At 71.1% G+C, this 19,429-nt stretch carries 17 protein-coding genes; 3 read left to right on the forward strand and 14 right to left on the reverse strand.

The genetic code is table 11. The annotated features are described in order from the left end of the window. Positions 1–284 precede the first annotated feature (284 nt). Positions 285–866 (reverse strand): Clp protease N-terminal domain-containing protein, encoded by a 582-nt coding sequence (locus AC3ETA_RS21880; protein WP_432194595.1) that lies wholly within the window; start codon positions 864–866, stop codon positions 285–287. Between the two features lie 511 nt (positions 867–1,377). Here AC3ETA_RS21880 and AC3ETA_RS21885 point away from each other — a divergent pair. Then, positions 1,378–1,809 carry a type II toxin-antitoxin system Rv0910 family toxin gene (locus AC3ETA_RS21885; RefSeq protein ID WP_432194596.1) on the forward strand — a complete coding sequence of 144 codons (432 nt, stop codon included), beginning with the start codon at positions 1,378–1,380 and terminating at the stop codon, positions 1,807–1,809. A 194-nt stretch (positions 1,810–2,003) separates the two neighbouring features. Here AC3ETA_RS21885 and AC3ETA_RS21890 read toward each other — a convergent pair whose 3' ends face one another. From AC3ETA_RS21890 to AC3ETA_RS21940, 11 genes are all read right to left on the reverse strand, one after another. After that, on the reverse strand, positions 2,004–2,627 hold the full coding sequence (locus AC3ETA_RS21890) for a PadR family transcriptional regulator (protein ID WP_432194597.1): 624 nt from the start codon (positions 2,625–2,627) through the stop codon (positions 2,004–2,006). Positions 2,628–2,811: 184 nt separating this feature from the next. Next, the gene (locus AC3ETA_RS21895; RefSeq protein ID WP_432194598.1) at positions 2,812–4,422 is read right to left on the reverse strand and encodes a multicopper oxidase family protein; all 1,611 of its coding nucleotides are present in this window, start codon (positions 4,420–4,422) and stop codon (positions 2,812–2,814) included. Positions 4,423–4,517: 95 nt separating this feature from the next. Next, positions 4,518–5,012 (reverse strand): hypothetical protein, encoded by a 495-nt coding sequence (locus AC3ETA_RS21900; protein ID WP_432194599.1) that lies wholly within the window; start codon positions 5,010–5,012, stop codon positions 4,518–4,520. Positions 5,013–5,542: 530 nt separating this feature from the next. After that, entirely contained in the window at positions 5,543–6,964 is a 1,422-nt protein-coding gene (locus AC3ETA_RS21905) for an NADH-quinone oxidoreductase subunit N (RefSeq protein ID WP_432194641.1), read from the reverse strand. Positions 6,965–6,969: 5 nt separating this feature from the next. Then, positions 6,970–8,478: a complex I subunit 4 family protein gene (locus AC3ETA_RS21910; RefSeq protein WP_432194600.1), complete on the reverse strand. Its 1,509-nt coding sequence runs from the start codon at positions 8,476–8,478 to the stop codon at positions 6,970–6,972. A 5-nt stretch (positions 8,479–8,483) separates the two neighbouring features. Continuing rightward, positions 8,484–10,415 (reverse strand): NADH-quinone oxidoreductase subunit 5 family protein, encoded by a 1,932-nt coding sequence (locus tag AC3ETA_RS21915; protein ID WP_432194601.1) that lies wholly within the window; start codon positions 10,413–10,415, stop codon positions 8,484–8,486. Then, positions 10,412–10,717, reverse strand: coding sequence for an NADH-quinone oxidoreductase subunit NuoK (nuoK, locus tag AC3ETA_RS21920; protein ID WP_432194602.1), 306 nt, complete (start codon positions 10,715–10,717; stop codon positions 10,412–10,414). Before nuoK ends, AC3ETA_RS21915 begins: the two co-directional genes overlap by 4 nt. Continuing rightward, the gene (locus tag AC3ETA_RS21925; RefSeq protein WP_432194603.1) at positions 10,714–11,277 is read right to left on the reverse strand and encodes an NADH-quinone oxidoreductase subunit J; all 564 of its coding nucleotides are present in this window, start codon (positions 11,275–11,277) and stop codon (positions 10,714–10,716) included. Before AC3ETA_RS21925 ends, nuoK begins: the two co-directional genes overlap by 4 nt. Before the next feature lie 18 nt (positions 11,278–11,295). Continuing rightward, complete coding sequence (locus AC3ETA_RS21930) at positions 11,296–12,240, reverse strand: NADH-quinone oxidoreductase subunit H (RefSeq protein ID WP_432194604.1); 945 nt, start codon at positions 12,238–12,240, stop codon at positions 11,296–11,298. Continuing rightward, a complete protein-coding gene (locus AC3ETA_RS21935; RefSeq protein WP_432194605.1) occupies positions 12,233–13,606 on the reverse strand; it encodes a hypothetical protein in 1,374 nt (457 codons plus the stop codon). Before AC3ETA_RS21935 ends, AC3ETA_RS21930 begins: the two co-directional genes overlap by 8 nt. Positions 13,607–13,629: 23 nt before the next feature. Next, complete coding sequence (locus tag AC3ETA_RS21940) at positions 13,630–13,980, reverse strand: NADH-quinone oxidoreductase subunit A (protein WP_432194606.1); 351 nt, start codon at positions 13,978–13,980, stop codon at positions 13,630–13,632. A 1,199-nt stretch (positions 13,981–15,179) separates the two neighbouring features. Between AC3ETA_RS21940 and AC3ETA_RS21945 the strand changes: the two genes are divergently transcribed. Continuing rightward, complete coding sequence (locus tag AC3ETA_RS21945) at positions 15,180–15,833, forward strand: hypothetical protein (protein ID WP_432194607.1); 654 nt, start codon at positions 15,180–15,182, stop codon at positions 15,831–15,833. A 106-nt stretch (positions 15,834–15,939) separates the two neighbouring features. On the opposite strand, the gene AC3ETA_RS21950 is transcribed toward AC3ETA_RS21945, so the two are convergent. Beyond that, positions 15,940–17,376 carry an MFS transporter gene (locus AC3ETA_RS21950; RefSeq protein ID WP_432194608.1) on the reverse strand — a complete coding sequence of 479 codons (1,437 nt, stop codon included), beginning with the start codon at positions 17,374–17,376 and terminating at the stop codon, positions 15,940–15,942. Between the two features lie 146 nt (positions 17,377–17,522). Here AC3ETA_RS21950 and AC3ETA_RS21955 point away from each other — a divergent pair, with 146 nt between their 5' ends. Continuing rightward, positions 17,523–18,170, forward strand: coding sequence for a TetR/AcrR family transcriptional regulator (locus tag AC3ETA_RS21955; protein ID WP_432194609.1), 648 nt, complete (start codon positions 17,523–17,525; stop codon positions 18,168–18,170). A gap of 32 nt (positions 18,171–18,202) precedes the next feature. On the opposite strand, the gene AC3ETA_RS21960 is transcribed toward AC3ETA_RS21955, so the two are convergent. Continuing rightward, positions 18,203–19,423 carry a DUF1015 family protein gene (locus AC3ETA_RS21960; RefSeq protein WP_432194610.1) on the reverse strand — a complete coding sequence of 407 codons (1,221 nt, stop codon included), beginning with the start codon at positions 19,421–19,423 and terminating at the stop codon, positions 18,203–18,205. Between the last annotated feature and the right edge of the window lie 6 nt (positions 19,424–19,429).

Raw genomic sequence — 19,429 nt, forward strand, 5'->3', positions numbered from 1 at the left:
CCCGTTGACACCTGTCTCGCGGTGTGGACGGTCGGCAGGGTGGACCGGAGGGGAGTCGGGCACGGCTCACCCCGATTCCGGAACAGGGATTTCGGGGTCGCGGGGCGCGGGTCGGCGGTCGGCGGTGGCCGGTCGCCGGTCGCCGGTCGGCGGTCGGCGGTCGGCGGTGGCCGGTCGCCGGTCGGCGGTCGGCGGTGGCCGGTCGCCGGTCGGCGGTCGGCGGTCGGCGGTGGCCGGTCGCCGGTCGGCGGTGGCCAGTCGGCGGTCGGCGGTCGGCGGTCGCTCTAGCGGGTGGTGTCGCCGCCGCCGACGTACTCGTCGCGGTGTCCGTCGATGCGGTCACCGTGTCCGTCGATGCGGTCGCGCAGGGCGGTCGCGTCGATACCGGCGCGGGCGAGCACCTCGACGGCGCGGGCCCGGGGGTCGACGACGATCGCCGCGAGCAGGTCGATGCCACGGGCCTGGGTGTCGCCGCGCAGGGCGGCGCGTCGGCAGGCGTGCTCCATCGCGCCGGCGGCCAGCGGGGAGAATCCCTCGCCGTGCAGCACGACGGGGACCGCGCCGGAGTCCTCCACCGAGCCCTGCCAGCTCAGGCCGTAGCCGATGCTGCGCTGCACGAGGTAGCCGAGCAGCCGGGCGATCTGGGGCCCCTCGCCGAAGACGGCGTACACGTCCGGGTCGTGTTCCAGGAGCGAGTGCAGCAGATGGGCCGAATCGATCTGCCGGTCCCCGTCCCGGAGCGCCCGGCGACGGGCACCGGAGACCACCGCCGCCAGTTCGTCGCTGAGCCTGGCACCGTCCGCCGGGGTGTCCGGGCGCCGACAGTCCTGTTCCTGAGCCGACTGCCGGGGGATACGGGGTTGCACGTCTCCTACCCCATCAGCCACATCGAGCCGAGTCATCGCCGAGGGGAAGCATTTTCGCGTCCCACGGAGAGTGGACTCCGACGGCCGAAATCTCCTCCTCGCGGATGAGATCACGCCGAAAGAGCCACAGGGGCGCGCGCCGCCTTGCAGTGCGCCCCACACGCAACCGAGGCGCTCCGCGCCACGTCCCACAGAGACATGGAGAGGTGCTGGCCGGTGGCGCTGCCTGCCGTCGACGGCAGGCAGTACGTCTAACGGGTGTAGGCCCCGGAGGACGCCCGGCTCGCCGACCTGTTCCGGGAGGCGTGGCACTGCCACGACGAGAGCGCGTCACCCCGGGCGTGGGACCTGTTCGACGCGGCGGTGATACGGCTCGTGAGCTGAGCCCGCGCACCCTGCGCCCGGAACAGGACCGCACCTCCACAATTCCTGACGGTTCATCAGTATTGAATGTTCGGGCCCCCACGGCTACGTTCCGCGACACCGTAGCCCGAGACGAAGGGGTGGTCGCATGGCCGAAGTCAGCGCGGAGGCACGCATCGAGGCGCCGGCAGAGAAGGTCTGGGCACAGCTGACGGACTGGTCGGCGTACGGCCAGTGGAACGCGACCCACACCAGCTTCCCGGGCGGCGGCCCCGCGGCCCTCGAAGTGGGCGGCACCTTCCAGGAGAACATGAAGCTGATGGGGTTCCCGGCCGAGGTCGAGTGGACCATCGAGGAACTGGAGCCGGCGCGGGTGCTCGCGATCCGCGGCAAGGGCCCGATGGCGGTGACCGTGGCCACGCGCTACACCCTCGCCCCGGACGGCGACGCCGCGACGACGGTACGCATCGACGGCGAGTTCACGGGCGCGGCGGTGTCGTTGATGGCGGGCAAGTTGAAGGACTCGGCGACGGCGGCACTGGACGAGTCGCTGCGCAAGCTGGCGGGCCTGGTTACCTGAGAAGCCTTGGTCACCTGGGGGCTTTGATTACCGGAGGGGCCATTGGGTTACCCGAGGGACCCTGGTGATCCGAGGAGCCCTGGTGATCCGAGGAGCCCTGGTGATCTGAGAGACCTCCTCCGCACGGGCGAAGGCGCCCCGCGGATCGCTCCACGGGGCGCCTTCACTTGCGGCGGGCAGGCCGCCGGCGCTGCTCAGTCCTCGTCGGCGAGGATCAGGTACAGCTTCTTGCGGGCGTCGTTGATGACGGCCAGCGCCTTGTCGCGCTGGTCCTTGCTGCCCGTCTTCCAGACCTGCCCGAAGGCCTCCATCAGCCCGAATCCGGCCTGTCGGATCTCACCGAGGGCCTCCCAGTCGACGCCGCGGGAGGCTTCCTCCCAGGGCGCCTCGGGGCCGGCCTCGGCCGCCTCGCGGCCCGCCTCGGTGAGCGAGAACAGCTTCTTGCCGCCTTCGGTCTCACTGACGATCAGCCCCTCGTCCTCCAGCAGTTGGAGGGTGGGGTACACCGAGCCGGGGCTGGGCTTCCACGCCCCGCCGCTGCGCTCGGCGATCTCCTGGATCATCTCGTAACCGTGCATGGGGCGGTCCTTCAGCAGGGCGAGGATCGATGCCCGTACGTCACCGCGCCGCGCCCTCCCCCGAGGCCCTCCTCGGCCCCTCGGCCCCCAGGGACCGGGACCGAATCCAGGTCCGCCGAAACCGGGGCCGCCACCACCCGGGCCGAAGGGCCCGAAGGCGCCACGCAGCTGCTCGAAGCCGCCCCGGCCGCCGTGATGACCGTGTCCACCATGCCCACGCTCGAATCCATGGGAACGCATCGCAATCACTCCATTCCATCGTTGATCTGTCGCGATGCGTCAACGATATATCGGAACAGTTCGGATGACAAGAGCCCGACCGAACAGGGGGAATGCGACCGGGCTATGCGTCTCCACCACATGCCCGCGCTCGCCGTCCGGTACCGGGGCCGCCGGGCCCCGGTACCGGATACAGCGGTGGTCGTCAGGCCTGGTAGGCGACCAGTGCCATCATGCCGACCTCTCCGTGGTACGCGTTGTGGCAGTGCAGCATCCACCGGCCGGGGTTGTCGGCGTCGAAGACGACGGACAACTTCTTCTTGGGCAGCACGATGGCGGTGTCCTTGCGGGGGCCGCTGCTTCCCAGCTGGTACGTGTGGCCGTGCAGGTGCATCGGGTGCCACATGTCCGTGGTGTTGACGAAGTCCAGCCGGACCCGCTGCCCGTCCTCGACCGTGAGCGGGTTCGCGGCCGGGTCGGCCATGTCGAAGGGCTTGCCGTTGATGGCCCAGTTGTACTTGTCCATGCCGCCGGTCAGCTCGACACGGTGCACCCGGTCCGCCTTCCGGGACGGCAGCCGCACGTCGTCAGCCGCACGCAGCTGGGACGCCGTCAGAATTGTGCCGTTCAGTTCCTTGGGGCGGACGCCCGCCTTCGGCGCGCCTCCGGATGCCGTACGTACCAGGGCCAGGCCGGTGGCGTTCTTGCCCTCGGCCAGCGCGACCAACGGGAAGACGCCGTCGGCGAGGGTGACCAGTGCGTCGTACCGCTCTCCCATGCCGATCAGCAGGGCGTCGACCTGCTGATGCCGGACGGGGAACCCGTCGGTGTGGGTGATGGTCAGCTTGTGGCCGCCGAGGGCCACCCGGTACGCCGTGTCGCCGCCCGCGTTGATGATGCGCAGCCGCACGCGGCGGCCGGGCTTGCCCCGGTAGACGTCGGGGTCGGCGGGCACGCGGCCGTTGACCAGGTGGTACGGGTACTTCACGTCGCCGGCGTCGCCACCGAGCAGCTCACTCTCGGCACCCATCAGCATGAACCGCATAGACATGCCGCCGGGCGTGGCGGAGCCGGAAGGGGACGGGGAGTCCTCTGCCATGTCCATACCCTCCATGCTTCCCATGTCGTGGCCCTCGTGGCCGCTCGAGCTGGAGTCGCCTCCCATGTCCATGCCGCCCATGCCCTGCCGCAGCTCGGCGAGGACCTCGTCGGGCGTGCCTGTGACACCGTCCACCCAGTCGTCCAGGACGACGACCCACTCGTCGTCGTACGACACAGGCTCCGCGGGGTCCTCGACGATCAGCGGTGCGTACAGGCCCCGGTCGAGCTGGACACCGACGTGGGGGTGGAAGAAGTACGTGCCGGGGGTGTCGGTGATGAAGCGGTAGGTGTGGTTGGCGCCCGCCCGGACGGACTGCTGGGTCACCGGGGGCACACCGTCCATGTCGTTGCGCATGGCGATGCCGTGCCAGTGGATGGATGTCCTGGTCCTGTTCGGCAGTTGGTTGGAGAGTTCGGCGGCCAGAGTGTCGCCGACGGACAGACGGACCTCCTTGCCCGGGGCCCGGCCGCTGAAGGCCCAGGTCCTTGCCGTGACCCCGGCGCCGAGGTCGAGCAGGGCGGGCGCGGCGGTGAGAGTCACCTTCTGCGTCCTGCCGGTGCTCTTCCGCTTCTTCTCGGCCGCGGCGACGGCTGAACCGGAGGGGTTGACCAGAGCGGGCGTCCCGCTGGAGCCGCTGCTGCAGGCGGCGAGCGCGCCCGCGCCCGCGACGCCGAGCCCGGCGAGCAGGACGGAGCGGCGGTTGATGCTGTTCATGGATGTCCTCGATCTCAGTACGCGCATACGGAACTGGGCGTGCGGTGACGGCTCCTCGGCACGACGAAAGGCACGAGGAAGCCGCTGGGCACGGCCTAAATGCGCAACTGAGAGAGAACGGACAGGTCTGGCGGCGCCCGGTCCACGGTCCCGGCGGCCTTGGGCCCCGCGGCGACGGCTCCGTACGCGGCGAGACCCAACGAGGTCGGGGTCTGGGCCGGTACCGGAAGCTTCACGGTCTCGAAGCTCCCGGTCGAGCAGTGCTGCACAGCCATGCCGGAGCAGGGCGTTCCGTCGGCACTGATCATCGCCTCGGTGGCGACCGTCCTCGACGCCGTGTCCTGGACGGCGGTGATCCTGTGGCGGTGCCCGGACATGGCCGGTGCCGGTTCATGGCTGCCCGGCATCGCCGTACCGGGCGTCATGAGATGGACGGCGGTCGAGGAGGCCGGTCCGATCGCGGCGGCGGCCGACTCGTGGTGAATCAGCACAGCGAGTGCCGCGGACAGCGCGATGACGACGACACGCGCCCAGCGGACGGCACCGTGCGAGGCGCGGGTCCGCGGGGACCAGGCTGCCGGTGCTGTCATGGCTTCCTTCTGAGTTCCGGGTGGGACCACCGCCGCCCAATATACCCGAGGGGGGTAATTCCCGCCCTGGGACAGCGAGCCGCTCGCACCCGCGGCCGATGGCCCTCGGGCGACCTCATACCGGAGGGACGGACACTGCCTCCGCCTTACCGGGACCAGTCCGCCGCACCCGCTGCCGCCGCCGTCCGAACAGCGTCACGCCGCGCGGCTTGTACACCGCAAGGACCATGGCCAGCAACAGCACGGCCAGTGCGAGCGCGGAGTGCAGCACCGGAGAGAAGCTGCGTACCGCGGAGAGTTCGGTGTCCCGTCGACGGCCGCGAGGAGCGGCATGGCCGCCATGCTTCTGGGCCGGTTCCCAGATCGACGATGTACTCGGCGGCCTCGACGCGGCCGCGCATCCGCAGGCCGGTGAGCCACTGCTCCGCTGCGGCCGGAGCCGCTCGCCGCCGCCACGGCCATGCGCCTCACCAGCCAGGATCGACAACTTTCAGGTAGTCGTTCCCAGCTGCGGCGACCCCGACGGACCGTCAGCCCGCGAGCGGACCGCCGAGCACATCCAGAACCATTCCGGCGAGCAGACCGAGTACGACCGATCCGGTGGCCGCGCCATAGGCGACGACGGCAGCCGATCTGGACGTCGTACCCGCATGGCTGTCGGGTCTGCGTGCGAGGACCGCCGGGGCGATCCAGCGCAGGTAGTAGAAGAGGGAGGCGACCGTGTTGACGGCCGCGACGACCGCGAGCCATGCGTAACCGCCGTCGAAGGCAGCGCTGAAGGCTTCCAGCTTGGCGAAGAAGACGGCGGTCGGAGGTGTTCCCACCAGGCCCAGCAGGCAGACGACGAGGGAGCCGAGCAGGGCCGGGTGTGTCCGCGCCAACCCGCGGTAGTCGTCGATGGTGTGCGCGTCGGGGAGTGCGCAGACGACGGCGAAGGCCCCGAGGTTGGTCAGGGCGTAAGCGGCGAGGTAGTACAGCAGGGCCTCTTGGTCGAGGTCGGTGCGTCCGGCGACGGCCACCGGGAGCAGGAGGTAGCCGACCTGGCTGATGGTGGAGTAGGCGAGGAGCCGCTTGACATCCTGTTGGAAGAAGGCCGCCAGGTTGCCCAGCGTCATCGAGGCGACCGAGAGCACCGCCACCAGGTCGGCCCAGGGCAGGTCCACGTCCGCGAGCGGCACCACGGCGAGCCTGTAGAAGGCCACCAGGGCGCCGATCTTGGGGATCGTGGTGAGGAAGGCGGCGACCGGCGCGGGGCTTCCCTGGACGGCGTCCGGCACCCAGAAGTGGCCGGGCACTCCGCCGGCCTTGAACAGGAGGCCGGCGAGAAGTGCGAGCGTGCCGGCCGCCACGAGCCCGGCCGGTGCCTCGGCGAGTTCGGTACGCAGCGCGGGATATGACGTGGCCCGCCCGGCGGCGAGTAGGACGGTGATGCCGGCGAGCATCAGGACGCCGAGGAGCGCACCGATGACGTAGTACTTCAGTGCCGCTTCGGTGCCGGGGCCGTCCTTGCGGAATCCGGCGAGGGCGTAGGCGGGCACGCTGGCCAGCAGGTATCCGGCTGCCAGCAGGAGCAGGTCCTGGGCACCGGCCATCATCAGGGCACCTGCGGAAGCGAGTTGGAGCAGGACGTAGAACTCCGTCTCGCGCGGGTCGGCGTGCATGCGGGGCATGGCGAGCGCGAGGACCAGCAAGGTGGCCGCGAGGATGACGATCCTGCCGGTGGCCGTGAGCGTGTCCAGGGCGAGGGACCCCCCGAAGGCCGTCTCCACAGGGTCGGCCGCGGCGAGCGCGGCGGCCACGATCCCCGCGGTACAGGCGGCGCCGGTCAAGGCTCCGGTCAGCCACTGCCGGCTGCGCGGCAGCCACGCCCCGAGCAGCAGACCGGTCACGGCCGAGGCGGCGAGCAGCACCTCGGGCAGGAGGTCGAGGGGGTTCTCGTTCATCCCGGTCATCTCGTTCATCGCGCGAGCAGCTCCAGAACGGTGCGCGAGGCGGGCTCGATGACATCGAGGACGAACCGGGGAGCAACACCCAGGACGACGCCCAGGACCAGCAGCGGGACGATCGCGAGTCCTTCGTGGCGGCGGATGTCCGGGAACGGCCGGTCGGCACCGGGCGCGGCGACGGGCAGCCGCAGCGGCCCGAGAAAGACCTGCTGGAAGGCGCGCAGGAACAGGCCGGCGGTGAGCAGGATCCCGAGCACGGCCAGCCCGGTGGCCACCGGCTCCGGGCCCAGGCTCCCGGTGAGGATCTGGAACTCGCCGATGAAGCCGGAGAAGCCCGGCAGCCCCAGCGAGGCGAACGCGGCGACGCCGGTCAGCGCGGCGAAGACCGGTGCCCGCCCCGCGAGCCCGGAGTACGCCGACATCTCGTAGGTGCGCCCCCGCTCGTAGAGCACACCGGACAGCAGGAACAGCGCCCCGGTCAGCAGCCCGTGACTGACCATCTGAAAGACCGAGCCGGTGACAGCCAGACGGCGGGCCGTTTCCTGGTCCGCGCCGACGGCGCCGGCCGCTCCGATCGCGAGGATGATGTAGCCCATGTGGTTGACGGAGGTGTAGGCGACCATCCGTTTGAAGTCCTTCTGGGCGAGGGCGACCAGCGCGCCGTAGAGCACGGAGACCACGCCGACGATCACGAAGACGAGGGCGTACTCACGCCACGCGTCGGGCAGGACGGGCATGGCGATGCGCAGGAAGCCGTAGGTGCCCATCTTCAGCAGCACCCCGGCGAGGACCGCCGACCCGGCGGCCGGAGCGTCGGTGTGGGCGGGAGGCAGCCAGGTGTGGAACGGAACGGTCGGCGTTTTCACCGCCAGTCCGACGGCGATCGCGAGCAGGACGAGGGCGCCGTACGTCGTCCGACCGGCCAGTGGATCGGCGTTCGTCAGCTCGACGATGTCGAAGGTACGGGGATCGGCCGCCAGGTACAGACCGATGAAGCCGAGCAGCAGGGCGAGGGAGCCGATGAAGGTGTAGAGGAAGAACTTCAGCGCGGCACGGGGGGCGTTCTTGTGGCCCCACCCGGCGATGATGAAGTACATCGCCACGATCGACAGGTCGAAGAAGACGAAGAACAGGATCAGGTCGAGGGCGACGAACAGGCCGAGGCAGGTGGTCTGGAGGAAGAGGAACAGGGCCGCGAATTCCCTGGGCCGCCGGGTCTCGCGCCACGCGTACGCGGTGCAGGCGAGGAAGAGCACGCAGGTGACGGCCACCAGCGGCAGGGACAGGCCGTCGACTCCGACGTGGTAGCTGATGCCCGCGCTGGGGATCCAGCGGGCCCGGGTCTCGTACTGCGTCCCGCCGCCGTACTCGTAGCCCGCCCAGACGATCACCGTGAGGACCAGCTCGGCGGCGGCGGTCGCGGCCCAGGCCGTCAGGAACACCGCGCGGGGCGCGCTGCGTGGCACGCACAGCAGGAGGACCGCCATGGCGGTCGGGAGCAGGACGATGGCCGTGAGCACGGCGGTCACCTCACGAGGACGAGGACGACGGCGAGGACGGTGAAGGCGGCGACCGCCTGAGCGAGGTACTGGTGCAACTGCCCCGTCTGCGGCCGGCGCGCCAGGCGGCCGAGTGCACGGGCGCCACCCGCCACCCCCTCCACCGAGCCGTCGACAAGGCGCTCCACACGGGCGTTGGTCCACTGCGCCAGCCGGACCGAACCGCGGGCGCTGCCCTCCACGGAGCCGTCGACGAGCTGCTCCACCCGCGCATCGGCCCACCGCGCCAAGCGGACCGCACCGCGGGCGCTGCCCTCGACGGCACGGTCCAGCACCCGGTCGTCGAACGCGGCGAGGGCGTTCGCGAGGCGCAGGACCGGACGTACGAGGAGGGCCGTTGCGGCGTTCTCCAGGCGCAGCCAGTCAGATGCCCAGGCGGTGACGCGGCCGGGGAAGGTGATGAGCTGCGGGCCGCGCATCCAGACAGCTGCCGAGACCACGACCGCGAGCACGCCGGACAGAACGAATTCCCACACGTGCGGCTCCGGTTGCTGCTCTCCACCGAGGACGCGCTGGACCGCATTCCGTACGGGCGGGAAGGACGTGGCTGTCAGGGCGGCACACGCGATGGCCAGGGTCACCAGCGGCAGCCGGGTCGCAGCCGGCAGCGGCTCCTCCTCCCGGCCGTCCGGTGCGGGAGCGGGCTGCCATACGAACCACAGGGCCTTGGCGCTGTAGACGGCGGAGATCACCGCGCCCGCCAGCCCGACGGCGTACAGGGCGGTGTTGTCCTCAAGGGCACCGGCGAGCAGTACGTCCTTCGCCGCCCACAGAGCCAGCGGCGGGACGCCGGCCAGAGTCAGGGCGGCCACGCTGAAGGCGATGCCGACCGCGCGGTGCCGCCGGGCCGCGCCACGCAGGGCCGGCAGGGCCTTGGTGCCGAGCGTCGTCAGCCAGGCGCCCGCGACGAGGAAGGCCAGGCTCTTCGCTGCGGCGTGCGCGATGAGCTGCAGGGTTCCGCCGGTGACCGCTCCGGCTCCGGCGGCGAGCACCATGAAGCCGATCTGGGCGCAGGTGGAAGCGGCGAGCAGTTGTTTCAGGTCGCCCTGCGCCACGGCGACCAGGCCGAGCACGACCGCCGTGACGGCGCCCGTCCACGCCACGACGGGCCCGCCCCAGCCGGACCGTGCGAGCAGCGGCTCAAGGCGCAGCAGCAGATACGCCCCGGCCACGACCATGGTCGCCGAATGCAGCAGGGCGGAGACCGGGCTGGGGCCCTGCATGGCTCTGGACAGCCAGAAACTGAAGGGCAGTTGGGCCGATTTGCCGAACGCGGCAGCGATCACGCCGGCGGTGATGACGGCGGACCACGCGCCGGTCGCCTCAGGGAGTTCGTCGAGGGCGAGGGAAGGGGCCTGCCCGCTCGCCAGCGCCGCTCCGGCGGCCAGGTACAGGCCGAGGTCCGCGGCGCGGGTGGTGAGGAACGCCGTGTCGGCGGCGGCGGCGCGTTCGGGGTCGCGCCACCAGTAGCCGATCAGCGCCCAGGACGTGGCCCCCATTACTTCCCAGGCCATGAGCAGGACCGGCAGTGTGGTCGCGGTGACCGTCGTCAGCATCGCGCCGGCGAACAGCAGCATGAGGCCGAAGAACCGGGCGCGGGCCTCGCCCGGAGCGATGTCCGCGACGCTGAACAGGAGGACGGCCAGGGTCACCGCCGTGACGGTGACGACCATGTAGCCCGACAAGCCGTCGACCGCCAGCCCGGCGGGCAGCCCTTGGAGCAGGGGCGCCTCGGCGTGCGGGTGCTCGAACGCCACGGCGACGGCAAGGCCGAGCGCGGCCAGGGCCGTGCCCACCGCGGCACCGGGGGCATACCGGTCGGCCGCGCGTCCGCAGAGGGCGAGCACGGTCCCCGCGGTCAGCGGCAGGGCGACGAGCGCCCACAGCAGCGCGCTCACTCCTTCAGCTCCGCCGCCATGTCGGTCATGTCGACCTCTCGGGCCCGGAACAGCGCGGTGACCACGGCGAACCCCATCGCCATCTCCACGGCCATCACCGTGACGGCCAGGACCACCAGGACCTGCCCGTCGGCGGCGGCCGGCGCGATGTAACGCCAGACGGCGGCCGCACCGACGATGATGCCGCCCAGCATCAGTTCGAGCCCCATCATGAGCATCACGATCGACTGCTGGGTGAGAGCGCCGAACAGGCCGATGCTGAACAGCGCGGCGGCGAGCAACAGGAACAGCTCCAGGTTCACCGGCTCGCCCCTCCCCGTACCGGATCGTCGGCGGCTCGCCGCTTGAGGTCGTCGCCGAAGCGGTCGTAGCGGCCCCTGCGGGTGGCCAGGACGACGGTCGCGACGATGGTGGCGAACAGGGAGAAGCCCAGGGTCATCATGGTGAGCATCTGAGGTCCCATCAGGGACAGGCCCAGGTCCATGGTGGGATCGGACGACGGTTCGCCCCGCCGGGACGGCCAGGGGGCGAGCAGGACGCCCGTGGCGAGCGCGGCGAAGAGGGCCGCGCAGATCACGGCCGCGCCCTTCTTGTTGTGGACCATGGTCATCGGCATGAGCCCGGCCGGGTTCATCATGTACATCACCATGAAGACCGCCATGATCGCCATCTCGATGGTCATCATCAGCACGATCACGACCCCGAGGTAGTCCAGCCCGAGCAGCAGCACCTCGCCACCCACGCACAGCAGCGAGGTCAGCAGGGCGAAGGTCGCCCGGGCCATGGAGTCGAACCGGAACACCATGCCCCCGGCGGCCACAGCCAGCAGGGCCAGCACCCAGAAGATCACGTCGTCGAGCATCGGCAGCACACCTCGCTCTCATCGGTTCAGGACGACGACGGCCACGAACAGCGCCTGAAGCAGCGTCAGCGGCACCAGCACCATCCACGCCACCTCCATGTACCGCTCCATCCGCAACACGGGCAGCGCCCGCCGCCCGGCCACCAGCAGGGCCAGCACGGCAGTGGTCTTGATCAGCGTCCATGCCCAGCCCGGCAGCAGCGGACCGTGTCCCCCGCCGAGGAACAGCGGAACACTGAAACCGGCGGTGACCACGAGCAGAAGCCACCGCCCGCCCAGGAACACCAGCCGGTCCACGCCCGCCAGTTCGGCCGCCGCACCACCGGCCGCGTCCCGTGCCAACGGATATGCGAACGGCCCCCAGAAAGCCATCGCGAGCGCGCTCAGCAGATAGACGACGAACGCGGCAGGCATCCACACCACGAACCACAAGCCGTCCTGAGCCGAGACCACCTCCCCGACCCGCAGGGACTCGGCCCCCAGCGCGGCCGTGGTGATCGCAAACATGTGCGGAAGTTCGTACGCCAGCCCCTGCGCCAGGAACCGGTATCCCCCGATCAGCGACAGCGCCGAGTTCGGCCCCCAGCCCGCCATCCACACCGCCGCCCAGGCCAGGGCCTCCATGGCGTTGAACCACACGACGCCGACCGACGGATCGCTCACGGCGCGAAAGCCCCACGGCATGACGGCACCCGCGAGCACCGCCGCCACCGGTACCAGCACCACACCCAGCCTGCCGAGCAACCGGTCGGCAGCCGTCGTACGGCGCGGCTGCTGGACCAGGAGCCGCAGGGCCTCACGCAGCGGAGCCAGTGCCCGCAGCCCCGTCTCCCGGACACTGCCGGCGGGACCGCGTTCGGCCGACCCGGACAGCACCGCGTGGAAGCCGGCCGTGACCACGGCTGCCACCACCAGGGCGACGGGGAGGACGAGGGTCGCCCACAGCGGCGCTGCGTCAGACATGAGCCGCTCCGGACAGGGGCCCGAGGGCGAGTTCCTCGATGTCGGGGTCCAGGCCGGCCAGGATGATCCGTGCGCAGGCGAACTCTGCGCCGGTCAGCAGTTCGGGGAGGACGTCGAGCAGGGCCTGCGACGGAGGCCGGGGGGCGTCGAGCCGACCCCGCGGACCGGTCCGACAGTCCGGCGCCAGAGGCCGTGTGTCGTCGAGCTCTTCCAGGCCGCGCTCGATCTCCGTCAGCCATGTCAGCAACCGGTCGTACGTGTCCCCGTCCGCGGCGAGCGCCGGCCCGGTCACCCCGGCCGCTTGCGCCCTTTCGGCCGACAACGCACCCAGCCCGGCGAGGGACCAGCGCAGGGACCGGGACTTGCCGACCCGGCGGACCGTCTTGTGCAGTGCGCCACCGATCGCCTCGCTGGGCGCCCCCGACAGCAGCTCGTCCCGCAGCCGCCGGCACCGCGCTGCCGCATCGTCCCAGCCGACGACCGCAAGGAGCCGCCCCGCACTGTCCAGGTGCGCCGCACAGCGCCGCCGCGCCGCACTGCCCCTGGTGACCTCTTCGCCGCGGGCGGCGCGCAGCCAGGGTTCGTCCCAGAACGGCAACCGATGACCGGACGGCACAGAGAGGTGATCCACCTCGACACCCTGCACGACGTCTCCTTGCAGGGTGAAACGGAGAATGAGCCCGGTCGGCCAGTCGGTCAGCGCGGGACCGAGCGGCACATGCAGCTGATCGAGCCTCAGCCCGTCGCGGTCATCGCCCCGTTCGGCCATCGGCCGGCCTGCCACCTCGCCCGTGGCATGCATGTCGTGGCCCATGTGTGCCATGGCACCGCCGTGGCCCTGGTGATCCATCCGGTCCGTACGCGCCGCGCCGTCTGCGGGTTCGTGGTGTCCGTGGTCCTCGTGGCCCGGCTGAGGGGCTTGGTCGTCATGGTGGTGATCCAGGCCGTGGTGGCCGTGGCCGCCCTGGCCGTCGGATGTGCCGGAGGGCGAGGTGTCGTGGTGCGCGCCGGGGCTGTGCTCGTCGGGGTGTCCCTCGTGTCCGGCGTCCGCACGGTTCCCCGGCTCGTCGCCCTGGCGTGGACCGAGTGCCCTGGCGATCAACTCCCTGCGCGCCGTGTCGAGCGCGTGTGCGACCTGCCCGCCCCGTTCCACCCCGATGCGCACGGCGGGCTCCGGCATCGACCGCTCGACGGCGTCCGGCCACCGTGCGTCCCGTGGCGCCGGAACGCCGCAGACGACCAGCAGATCCGCGGCGGCCGGCGCCATCGCCAGGGGCCATCCGCGCCGGCATACCTCCGCCTCCAGCTCCAGCCGGAGTTCGGTAGCTCCTGGCACGGTGACCGCCAGCACCGATGGGTGGCTCATCGCCGTACGTCGCACAAGGCCCCTCAGGTCCATCTCAACGCCCCCTCACGCCAGGCGTAGGCGACCGCCGCGAACAGAATGCCCAGGAAGAGGAACATCTCCACCACGGCCGGGGTACCCACTTCGGAGACGACCTTGGCCCACGGGTACATGAAGAGCATCTCCATGTCGAAGGCCAGAAAGATCATGGTGACCGGGTACCAGCGCACATGGAACCGGGACACGGCGTGCTCACCGGGCTTGAGGCCGCCGGCGAACGGACCGCTTTCGAGGGGAGCCCGCGCAGCCGCGAGCCACAGCGCCAGTCCGTACAGGGCAAGGAGGCCGGCTGCGAGGACACCGAGCAGGACCAGCATCGGTTGCCATGCGTCCATCCCGCCCGACCTCCGTCCTCGACGTCGTACCGCTTATGGTGCGCGACCGGCTGGTTGTGGGTGCTGAAGGCAGGCCCGAGCCACCGGGAACACTCTCACCTCAGCCCGCACCTTACCCCCTAGGGGTATCACCCTGCCCCCTCTTCGGGAGGAGCGGCACAAGATTCAGAAGACGCAGCCGGGGCCGCGGCGGTCGACGAGGCCGTGCGCACGGGAGCCCCGCACGCACTGCTCGGTGAGACATTGCCGTCATGCACCGCTTGCTGACCGGGCATCGGTCACCGCTACTGTGATGCGCCGTGACGGTTGCGGCGGCGTCATGCCGACGCCCCAGGAAGACGACGGAGCGCATGAGCAGCGGAGCGAAGGCAGGGCGAGGGGCAGTCGGCCGACTGCTCCTGCTGCTGGTCCTCGTTCTGGGTCCGATGCATCTGCTCGCCCATGCGGGCAGTACCGATTCGGCCCCCGAACGTGAGACGGCCGCTCACGCCCACGTCGTGCATCCGGAGCGGACCGCACCGGACGCGGGGGTGGCAACTCCCCCGGCAGTGGCCTCTGACGGACACGGGGATCACGGCTCCTGGGGCGCGGCCGAACTGGAGTTGTGCGCAGCCATCATCGGCTGCTGCACCCTGCTGGGCGTCCGCGGTCGCCGGCTCCACAGGCGTCGCTTCGCCTCGTTCCTGCAGATCAGGCAGCGCATTCAGGCCGCCTGGTGCACTCCGCACCGACCACCCCGTCCGAGGCATTCGCAAGGCCTCCATGTCGCGCAGTCGGCCGTCCTGCGGATCTAGGCCGGACGTCACGGCAGGCAGGCCGTGGTCCGCGTCGTACGACGTCACCTCCTGCTGCCGACCCGACGCACCCCTCCCCTGGCGGACCGGCATGCCCTGATGCGTGTCCGGCCCACCCGCGAAAGGCCTCGCTTCGTGACCCAGCCCCACCTCGGCGACCGTGTCGGCATACCGCCCCAGCCGCCGGCACGCCCACCGCATCCACAGCAGCACACGGCACATCACCCCCACCCACCCCGCCCGCAGCGACCGTATGTCCGTTTCGAGCCAGAAGCCCAGCCCGCCCGGGGTTCGGCCCCGCTGGCCCCGGAGCACCACCGGCATCCGAGGCAGGTCCCAGAGCCCGACACCGCTCCGCCGCCCGGCGGCCGCCGGGCGCGGCGGCGGGCCAGGAAGCGCACACCGGTGATCGGTGACTATCTGGGGTACGCCACGACGTTCGTGGGCGCAGGTCTGATCAGTGGCGCGGTGGTGCACCATCCGCTGGACCCCGAGCGGTACACGGTGATCGCACTGGTCGGTGCGGGGGTCTTCCTCTTCGCGACCGTGCTGAGCGAATTCGTCCTCAAGCGGCAGCGCCCCCGTGCCGCGATGGTGATCGCGATCGTGCCGGCCTCGCTGGCGCTGTCGTTCGGTATCGGCATGCTCAGCGGCGGGCTCCAGCACTTCGAGGACTTCCCCGAACGGGCGGCGATGCTGATCCCGTTCGGGCTGGCGCTTTCCTTCGTCGCCTATGTGCTGCGCTACGACGCCGCGCGTTGGCGCAGCATCATCGGCCCGACCGGGCTGGTGGTGCTGGTGACCGCCGCGGTCGCGTTCGTCGGACTGCGCGGGATCGCGGCCGACATGGCTGCGGAGTCGGGAGGCGGCGGTCACAGCCACGGCGGGGAGACGACCGGCGACTCGGAATCAGGAAGGACAGAGGACACCCACACGGCCGACAGCCACCCCGAGGACGCCGGCACGAAGGCGCCCGATTCCTCGCCCAGCGCCGAAGGCAGCGGAAGCGGTGCGGGTGAGGGAGAGGCCGGTCACGCGGAGGACGGGCACGCGCACTGAGGTCGGAGTACCTGCGGCCGGGAGCGGTCACGACGCAGCAGTGACGGCTCCCGGCTCACGGAGGCCCCTTCGCGGCCACCGGCTGTCGGCCAGTGGCCGGCACCGATCAGTGCACGTGGGGGCCTCCGGTCGACTCGGGCCTGCCGCGCGGCACAAGGCCCAGGGCCACGACGGCGCCGGCACCGGCCGCCACGGCGCAGACCGCGAACGCGTCGGTGAAACCACCCACCGCGCCCCGCTCGAAGCCTGCGGCGGCCACGGTGGACACCACGGCGACGCCGATCGAACCACCCACCTCGTGGAAGGTGTTGACGACGCCGGAGGCGAGGCCCGCCTCCTCGTGCTTCACCATGGCCAGCGCGGTGGTCGTGGCGGTGACGAAGACGGCGCCGAGGCCGAAGGCGGCTGTCACGAAGCCCGGCAGCAGCCCGGCGTACACACTGCCGCTCTCCGACAACTGGGTCAGCGGGACGGTTCCGGCGGCTGCGACGGCCATGCCCGCGACGGCTGTCGGTCGGCTGCCGATCCGGCCGACGAGCCGGGACCCGAGGTGCGCGCCGATACCGGTGGCCACGGCGACGGGCAGGAACACCAGGCCGGTCCGCAGCGGGCTGAAGCCGCGGATGTGCTGGAGATGGACGGACCCGAGGAAGAAGTACGCGATCAGCAGTGCGGTAGCGATCAGCATCAGGAACGCGCCCGCGAGCACCGGCCGCCGAGTGAACATCCGCAGGTCCATCAGGGGTGCCCGGCTGACTCGTTCGACCGCCGCGAAGACCGCGTACGCGACCACCGCACCGGCCAGCGGCAGCATGGTCGAAGCGCTCGTCCAGCCGCTGTCCCCCGCCTCGACAAGGCCGTAGATCAATGCGGCGGTGCCGGCGGTGACAAGCAGCGCACCGGGCACGTCGAGTCGCGCGGGCTGCGGGGCACGTGCCGGGACGAAGGCAGGGAGTGCGACCAGCAGGAGCATCCCGACCGGCACGTTGATGAAGAACACCCACTCCCAGCCGAGTCCCTCGGTCAGGGCTCCGCCGAGGAGCACGCCGGCCGCGGAGCCGGTGCCGCCGATGGCCGCCCAGACACCGAGGGCCTTGTTCCGTTCAGTGCCGTGGAAGGTGGTGGTGACCAGGGAGAGCGCGGCCGGGGACAGCAGGGCTGCTCCGATCCCCTGCCCGATCCGGCCGCCGAGCAGCGTCGGGGCGTTCTGGGCCAGGCCGGTGACCAGTGAGGCCGCGGTGAACAGGACGAGTCCGGCGAGCAGAGTGCGGCGCGCGCCCAGAGCGTCGGCGAGCCGGCCGCCGAGCAGCATCAGTCCGCCGAAGCAGAGGGTGTACGCGGTGACCACCCACGTCAGCGTCGAGCGGCCGAGATCGAGGTCGGCTGCCATGTCGGGCAGGGCCACATTCACGACGGTGACATCGAGGACCAGCATGAACTGAGCCAGGCAGATCAGCCCGAGAGCGATCCAGCGGCGCGGATCGGCGGGCGGACGGCCTTCCAGTTCGGCGGCGTGTGGCGCACCGGGCGCGGGATGGGTCATGACGAGTCCTCCGGGTGCGTGGTTCCGGCTTTCCGCGCCACAGAGGGCGCGCGGCGAAGGGCGAGGGCACGCCCAGCAATCTGAACTGTACTGTTCAGTTCATGTGAACTCAACCGTACAGTTCAGATGGCTGTTAAGGTCGTGACATGAGCGTGGACACCGTCAAGCAGCCCCCCAGCGGACCCCGCGCCCAGCTCAAACGGCAGGCCATCGTGCGAGCTGCCCGCGAACTGTTCCTGCGGGAGGGCTTCGGCGTCGGAATGGACACCATCGCCGCCGCCGCGGGGGTGTCGAAAGTGACCGTCTACAACCACTTCGGCAGCAAGGAAGCCCTGTTCACCGCGGTCATCACGAGCGCCTTGGACGAACCGCTCGCCGGGGAATCGTCAGCGGCGCTGGAGGGACTGGCACAGGCGGAGGACCTGCGGGCCGCCCTGGTCGAGGCGGCCCGCACCTGGGTTCACGCCGTGCGCACCAACCATGAGGTCACTGCCCTGCGCAACCTCGTCGCCGCCGAGCTCCACCGCTTCCCCGAGCTGGGCGAGGCCTGGCGGCACGGCGGAACGGAGAGCCACCACCCCGCCGTCGCCCATGCCCTGCGCGCCCTCGCCGACCAAGGCCGTCTGCAGATCCCCGACCTCCAAGTGGCGATCATCCAGTTCTACGGACTACTGGTCTTCCCCCACATGGTCTTCGGCTCCTACGGCACGGACATCGACGAGGAACTGACCGGGCGACTCATCACCAGCGGCGTCGACATGTTCCTCGACCACTACGGCACCCGGGACGCATAGCGCCCGTCCGCGCCGGAGACCGGGCAACGACGCTACGCCAGACCCAGCACGCGCATGACGAGACCGGCCGCCGGCTTGGGACCGAACGAGGTGGATTTCCGCGGCAACAGCACTCCGGCACCGGCCAGATCCCACACCGTCTCCTCACTGAGCGCCGGCAGCAGCAGCGCACTGCCCCCACCAGGTGCGGACACAGCCTCAGTGACCTGGCGAATGTCGTGGAGATACGTCACGGCGCCGGGCAGGTCGGGCGTGGACCAGGCGAGGCGAAGCAGCAGATGGTCGCTGACAGCCGCGGGGAGCTGCGCCCACTGGTGGGGATGATCAGCCAAGGCTTCTCGCAGTGCCCCGGGGTCGGGCTCGGTGATGCTCCAGGCCCGGCCCTCGCCGATCAGCATGAGTTCGCCGGGCTCCGGCGGACGCGGCTCTCCCCGGATCGGGCGGACTCGTGCCACTTCCGCGGCGGCATGTGCGGCCTTCTCCGGCTCCAGCGAAGGCAGGACCCGATGGATGGCGGAGAGCTGCGGGGAGAAGGTGCCGGTGTCGACCATTAGCGCGAGGCTGCTGTCCCACGGGCTGTCCCCGTCTCCGCTCAGTTGGAGGCAGGCGGCATGGCGGTGGTGGCCGTCGGCGATGAGAGCCTGCTCCACGGACAGTCCGGCTGTGACGAGCGCCAGTTCCTCCGGATCGTCGCACGCCCACAGGCTGTGGGTGATCTCTCCGGTCCGGGCGACGGTGACCGGCGCTCGGCGGGTGACACGCTCCATCCACTGCGCGGTCGCCGCCGCCCTGTCTCGATGGGCCAGAAAGAGCGGTTCGACCTGGGCACGCAGTCCTGACATATGCGTGGCGCGCCGGTTGACGACGCGGGCCGACACTTCTTCGTGCGGCAACAGCCGTCCTGCCTGGCGTGGCAGCAGCAGGTCTCCGATCAGGCCGCGTTGGAGGATCCGGGCGTCGCGCTGCTGTTGGTAGACGTACAGCGCGGGACGCTCGTCCCGGCGGAGCACGCCGCGCCGCAGCCAGCGGCCCAGTTCGCGGGCCGCGAGGTGTGCCGCGTCCGCGTACAGCAGGCGGGCCGCGTGGTGGGGGTGGCGCCGGAGCGCGCGGGCACGGGCGGGCCCGAGCTGGTCGTAGGGCGGCGCAACGAGGTCGGAGGGATCGCCGACTCGTTCTGTGTCGTAGCGCACGGCTCGGAAGGGCCGGAGCTGGAGTGGAGCAGGATTCGGTCGGGGCCGGGCGGGTGTCGGCATCAGGAG

The organism is Streptomyces sp. bgisy027 (genome assembly GCF_057710365.1).

Bases quoted from the DNA above. Each gene is read 5' to 3' on its own strand.
- AC3ETA_RS21885 (WP_432194596.1), top strand. From the start codon at position 1,378: ATGGCCGAAGTCAGCGCGGAGGCACGCATCGAGGCGCCGGCAGAGAAG.
- AC3ETA_RS21890 (WP_432194597.1), bottom strand. From the start codon at position 2,627: ATGCGTTCCCATGGATTCGAGCGTGGGCATGGTGGACACGGTCATCAC.
- AC3ETA_RS21895 (WP_432194598.1), bottom strand. From the start codon at position 4,422: ATGAACAGCATCAACCGCCGCTCCGTCCTGCTCGCCGGGCTCGGCGTC.
- AC3ETA_RS21900 (WP_432194599.1), bottom strand. From the start codon at position 5,012: ATGACAGCACCGGCAGCCTGGTCCCCGCGGACCCGCGCCTCGCACGGT.
- AC3ETA_RS21905 (WP_432194641.1), bottom strand. From the start codon at position 6,964: ATGACCGGGATGAACGAGAACCCCCTCGACCTCCTGCCCGAGGTGCTG.
- AC3ETA_RS21925 (WP_432194603.1), bottom strand. From the start codon at position 11,277: ATGCTCGACGACGTGATCTTCTGGGTGCTGGCCCTGCTGGCTGTGGCC.
- AC3ETA_RS21930 (WP_432194604.1), bottom strand. From the start codon at position 12,240: ATGTCTGACGCAGCGCCGCTGTGGGCGACCCTCGTCCTCCCCGTCGCC.
- AC3ETA_RS21935 (WP_432194605.1), bottom strand. From the start codon at position 13,606: ATGAGCCACCCATCGGTGCTGGCGGTCACCGTGCCAGGAGCTACCGAA.
- AC3ETA_RS21940 (WP_432194606.1), bottom strand. From the start codon at position 13,980: ATGGACGCATGGCAACCGATGCTGGTCCTGCTCGGTGTCCTCGCAGCC.
- AC3ETA_RS21950 (WP_432194608.1), bottom strand. From the start codon at position 17,376: ATGACCCATCCCGCGCCCGGTGCGCCACACGCCGCCGAACTGGAAGGC.
- AC3ETA_RS21955 (WP_432194609.1), top strand. From the start codon at position 17,523: ATGAGCGTGGACACCGTCAAGCAGCCCCCCAGCGGACCCCGCGCCCAG.
- AC3ETA_RS21960 (WP_432194610.1), bottom strand. From the start codon at position 19,423: ATGCCGACACCCGCCCGGCCCCGACCGAATCCTGCTCCACTCCAGCTC.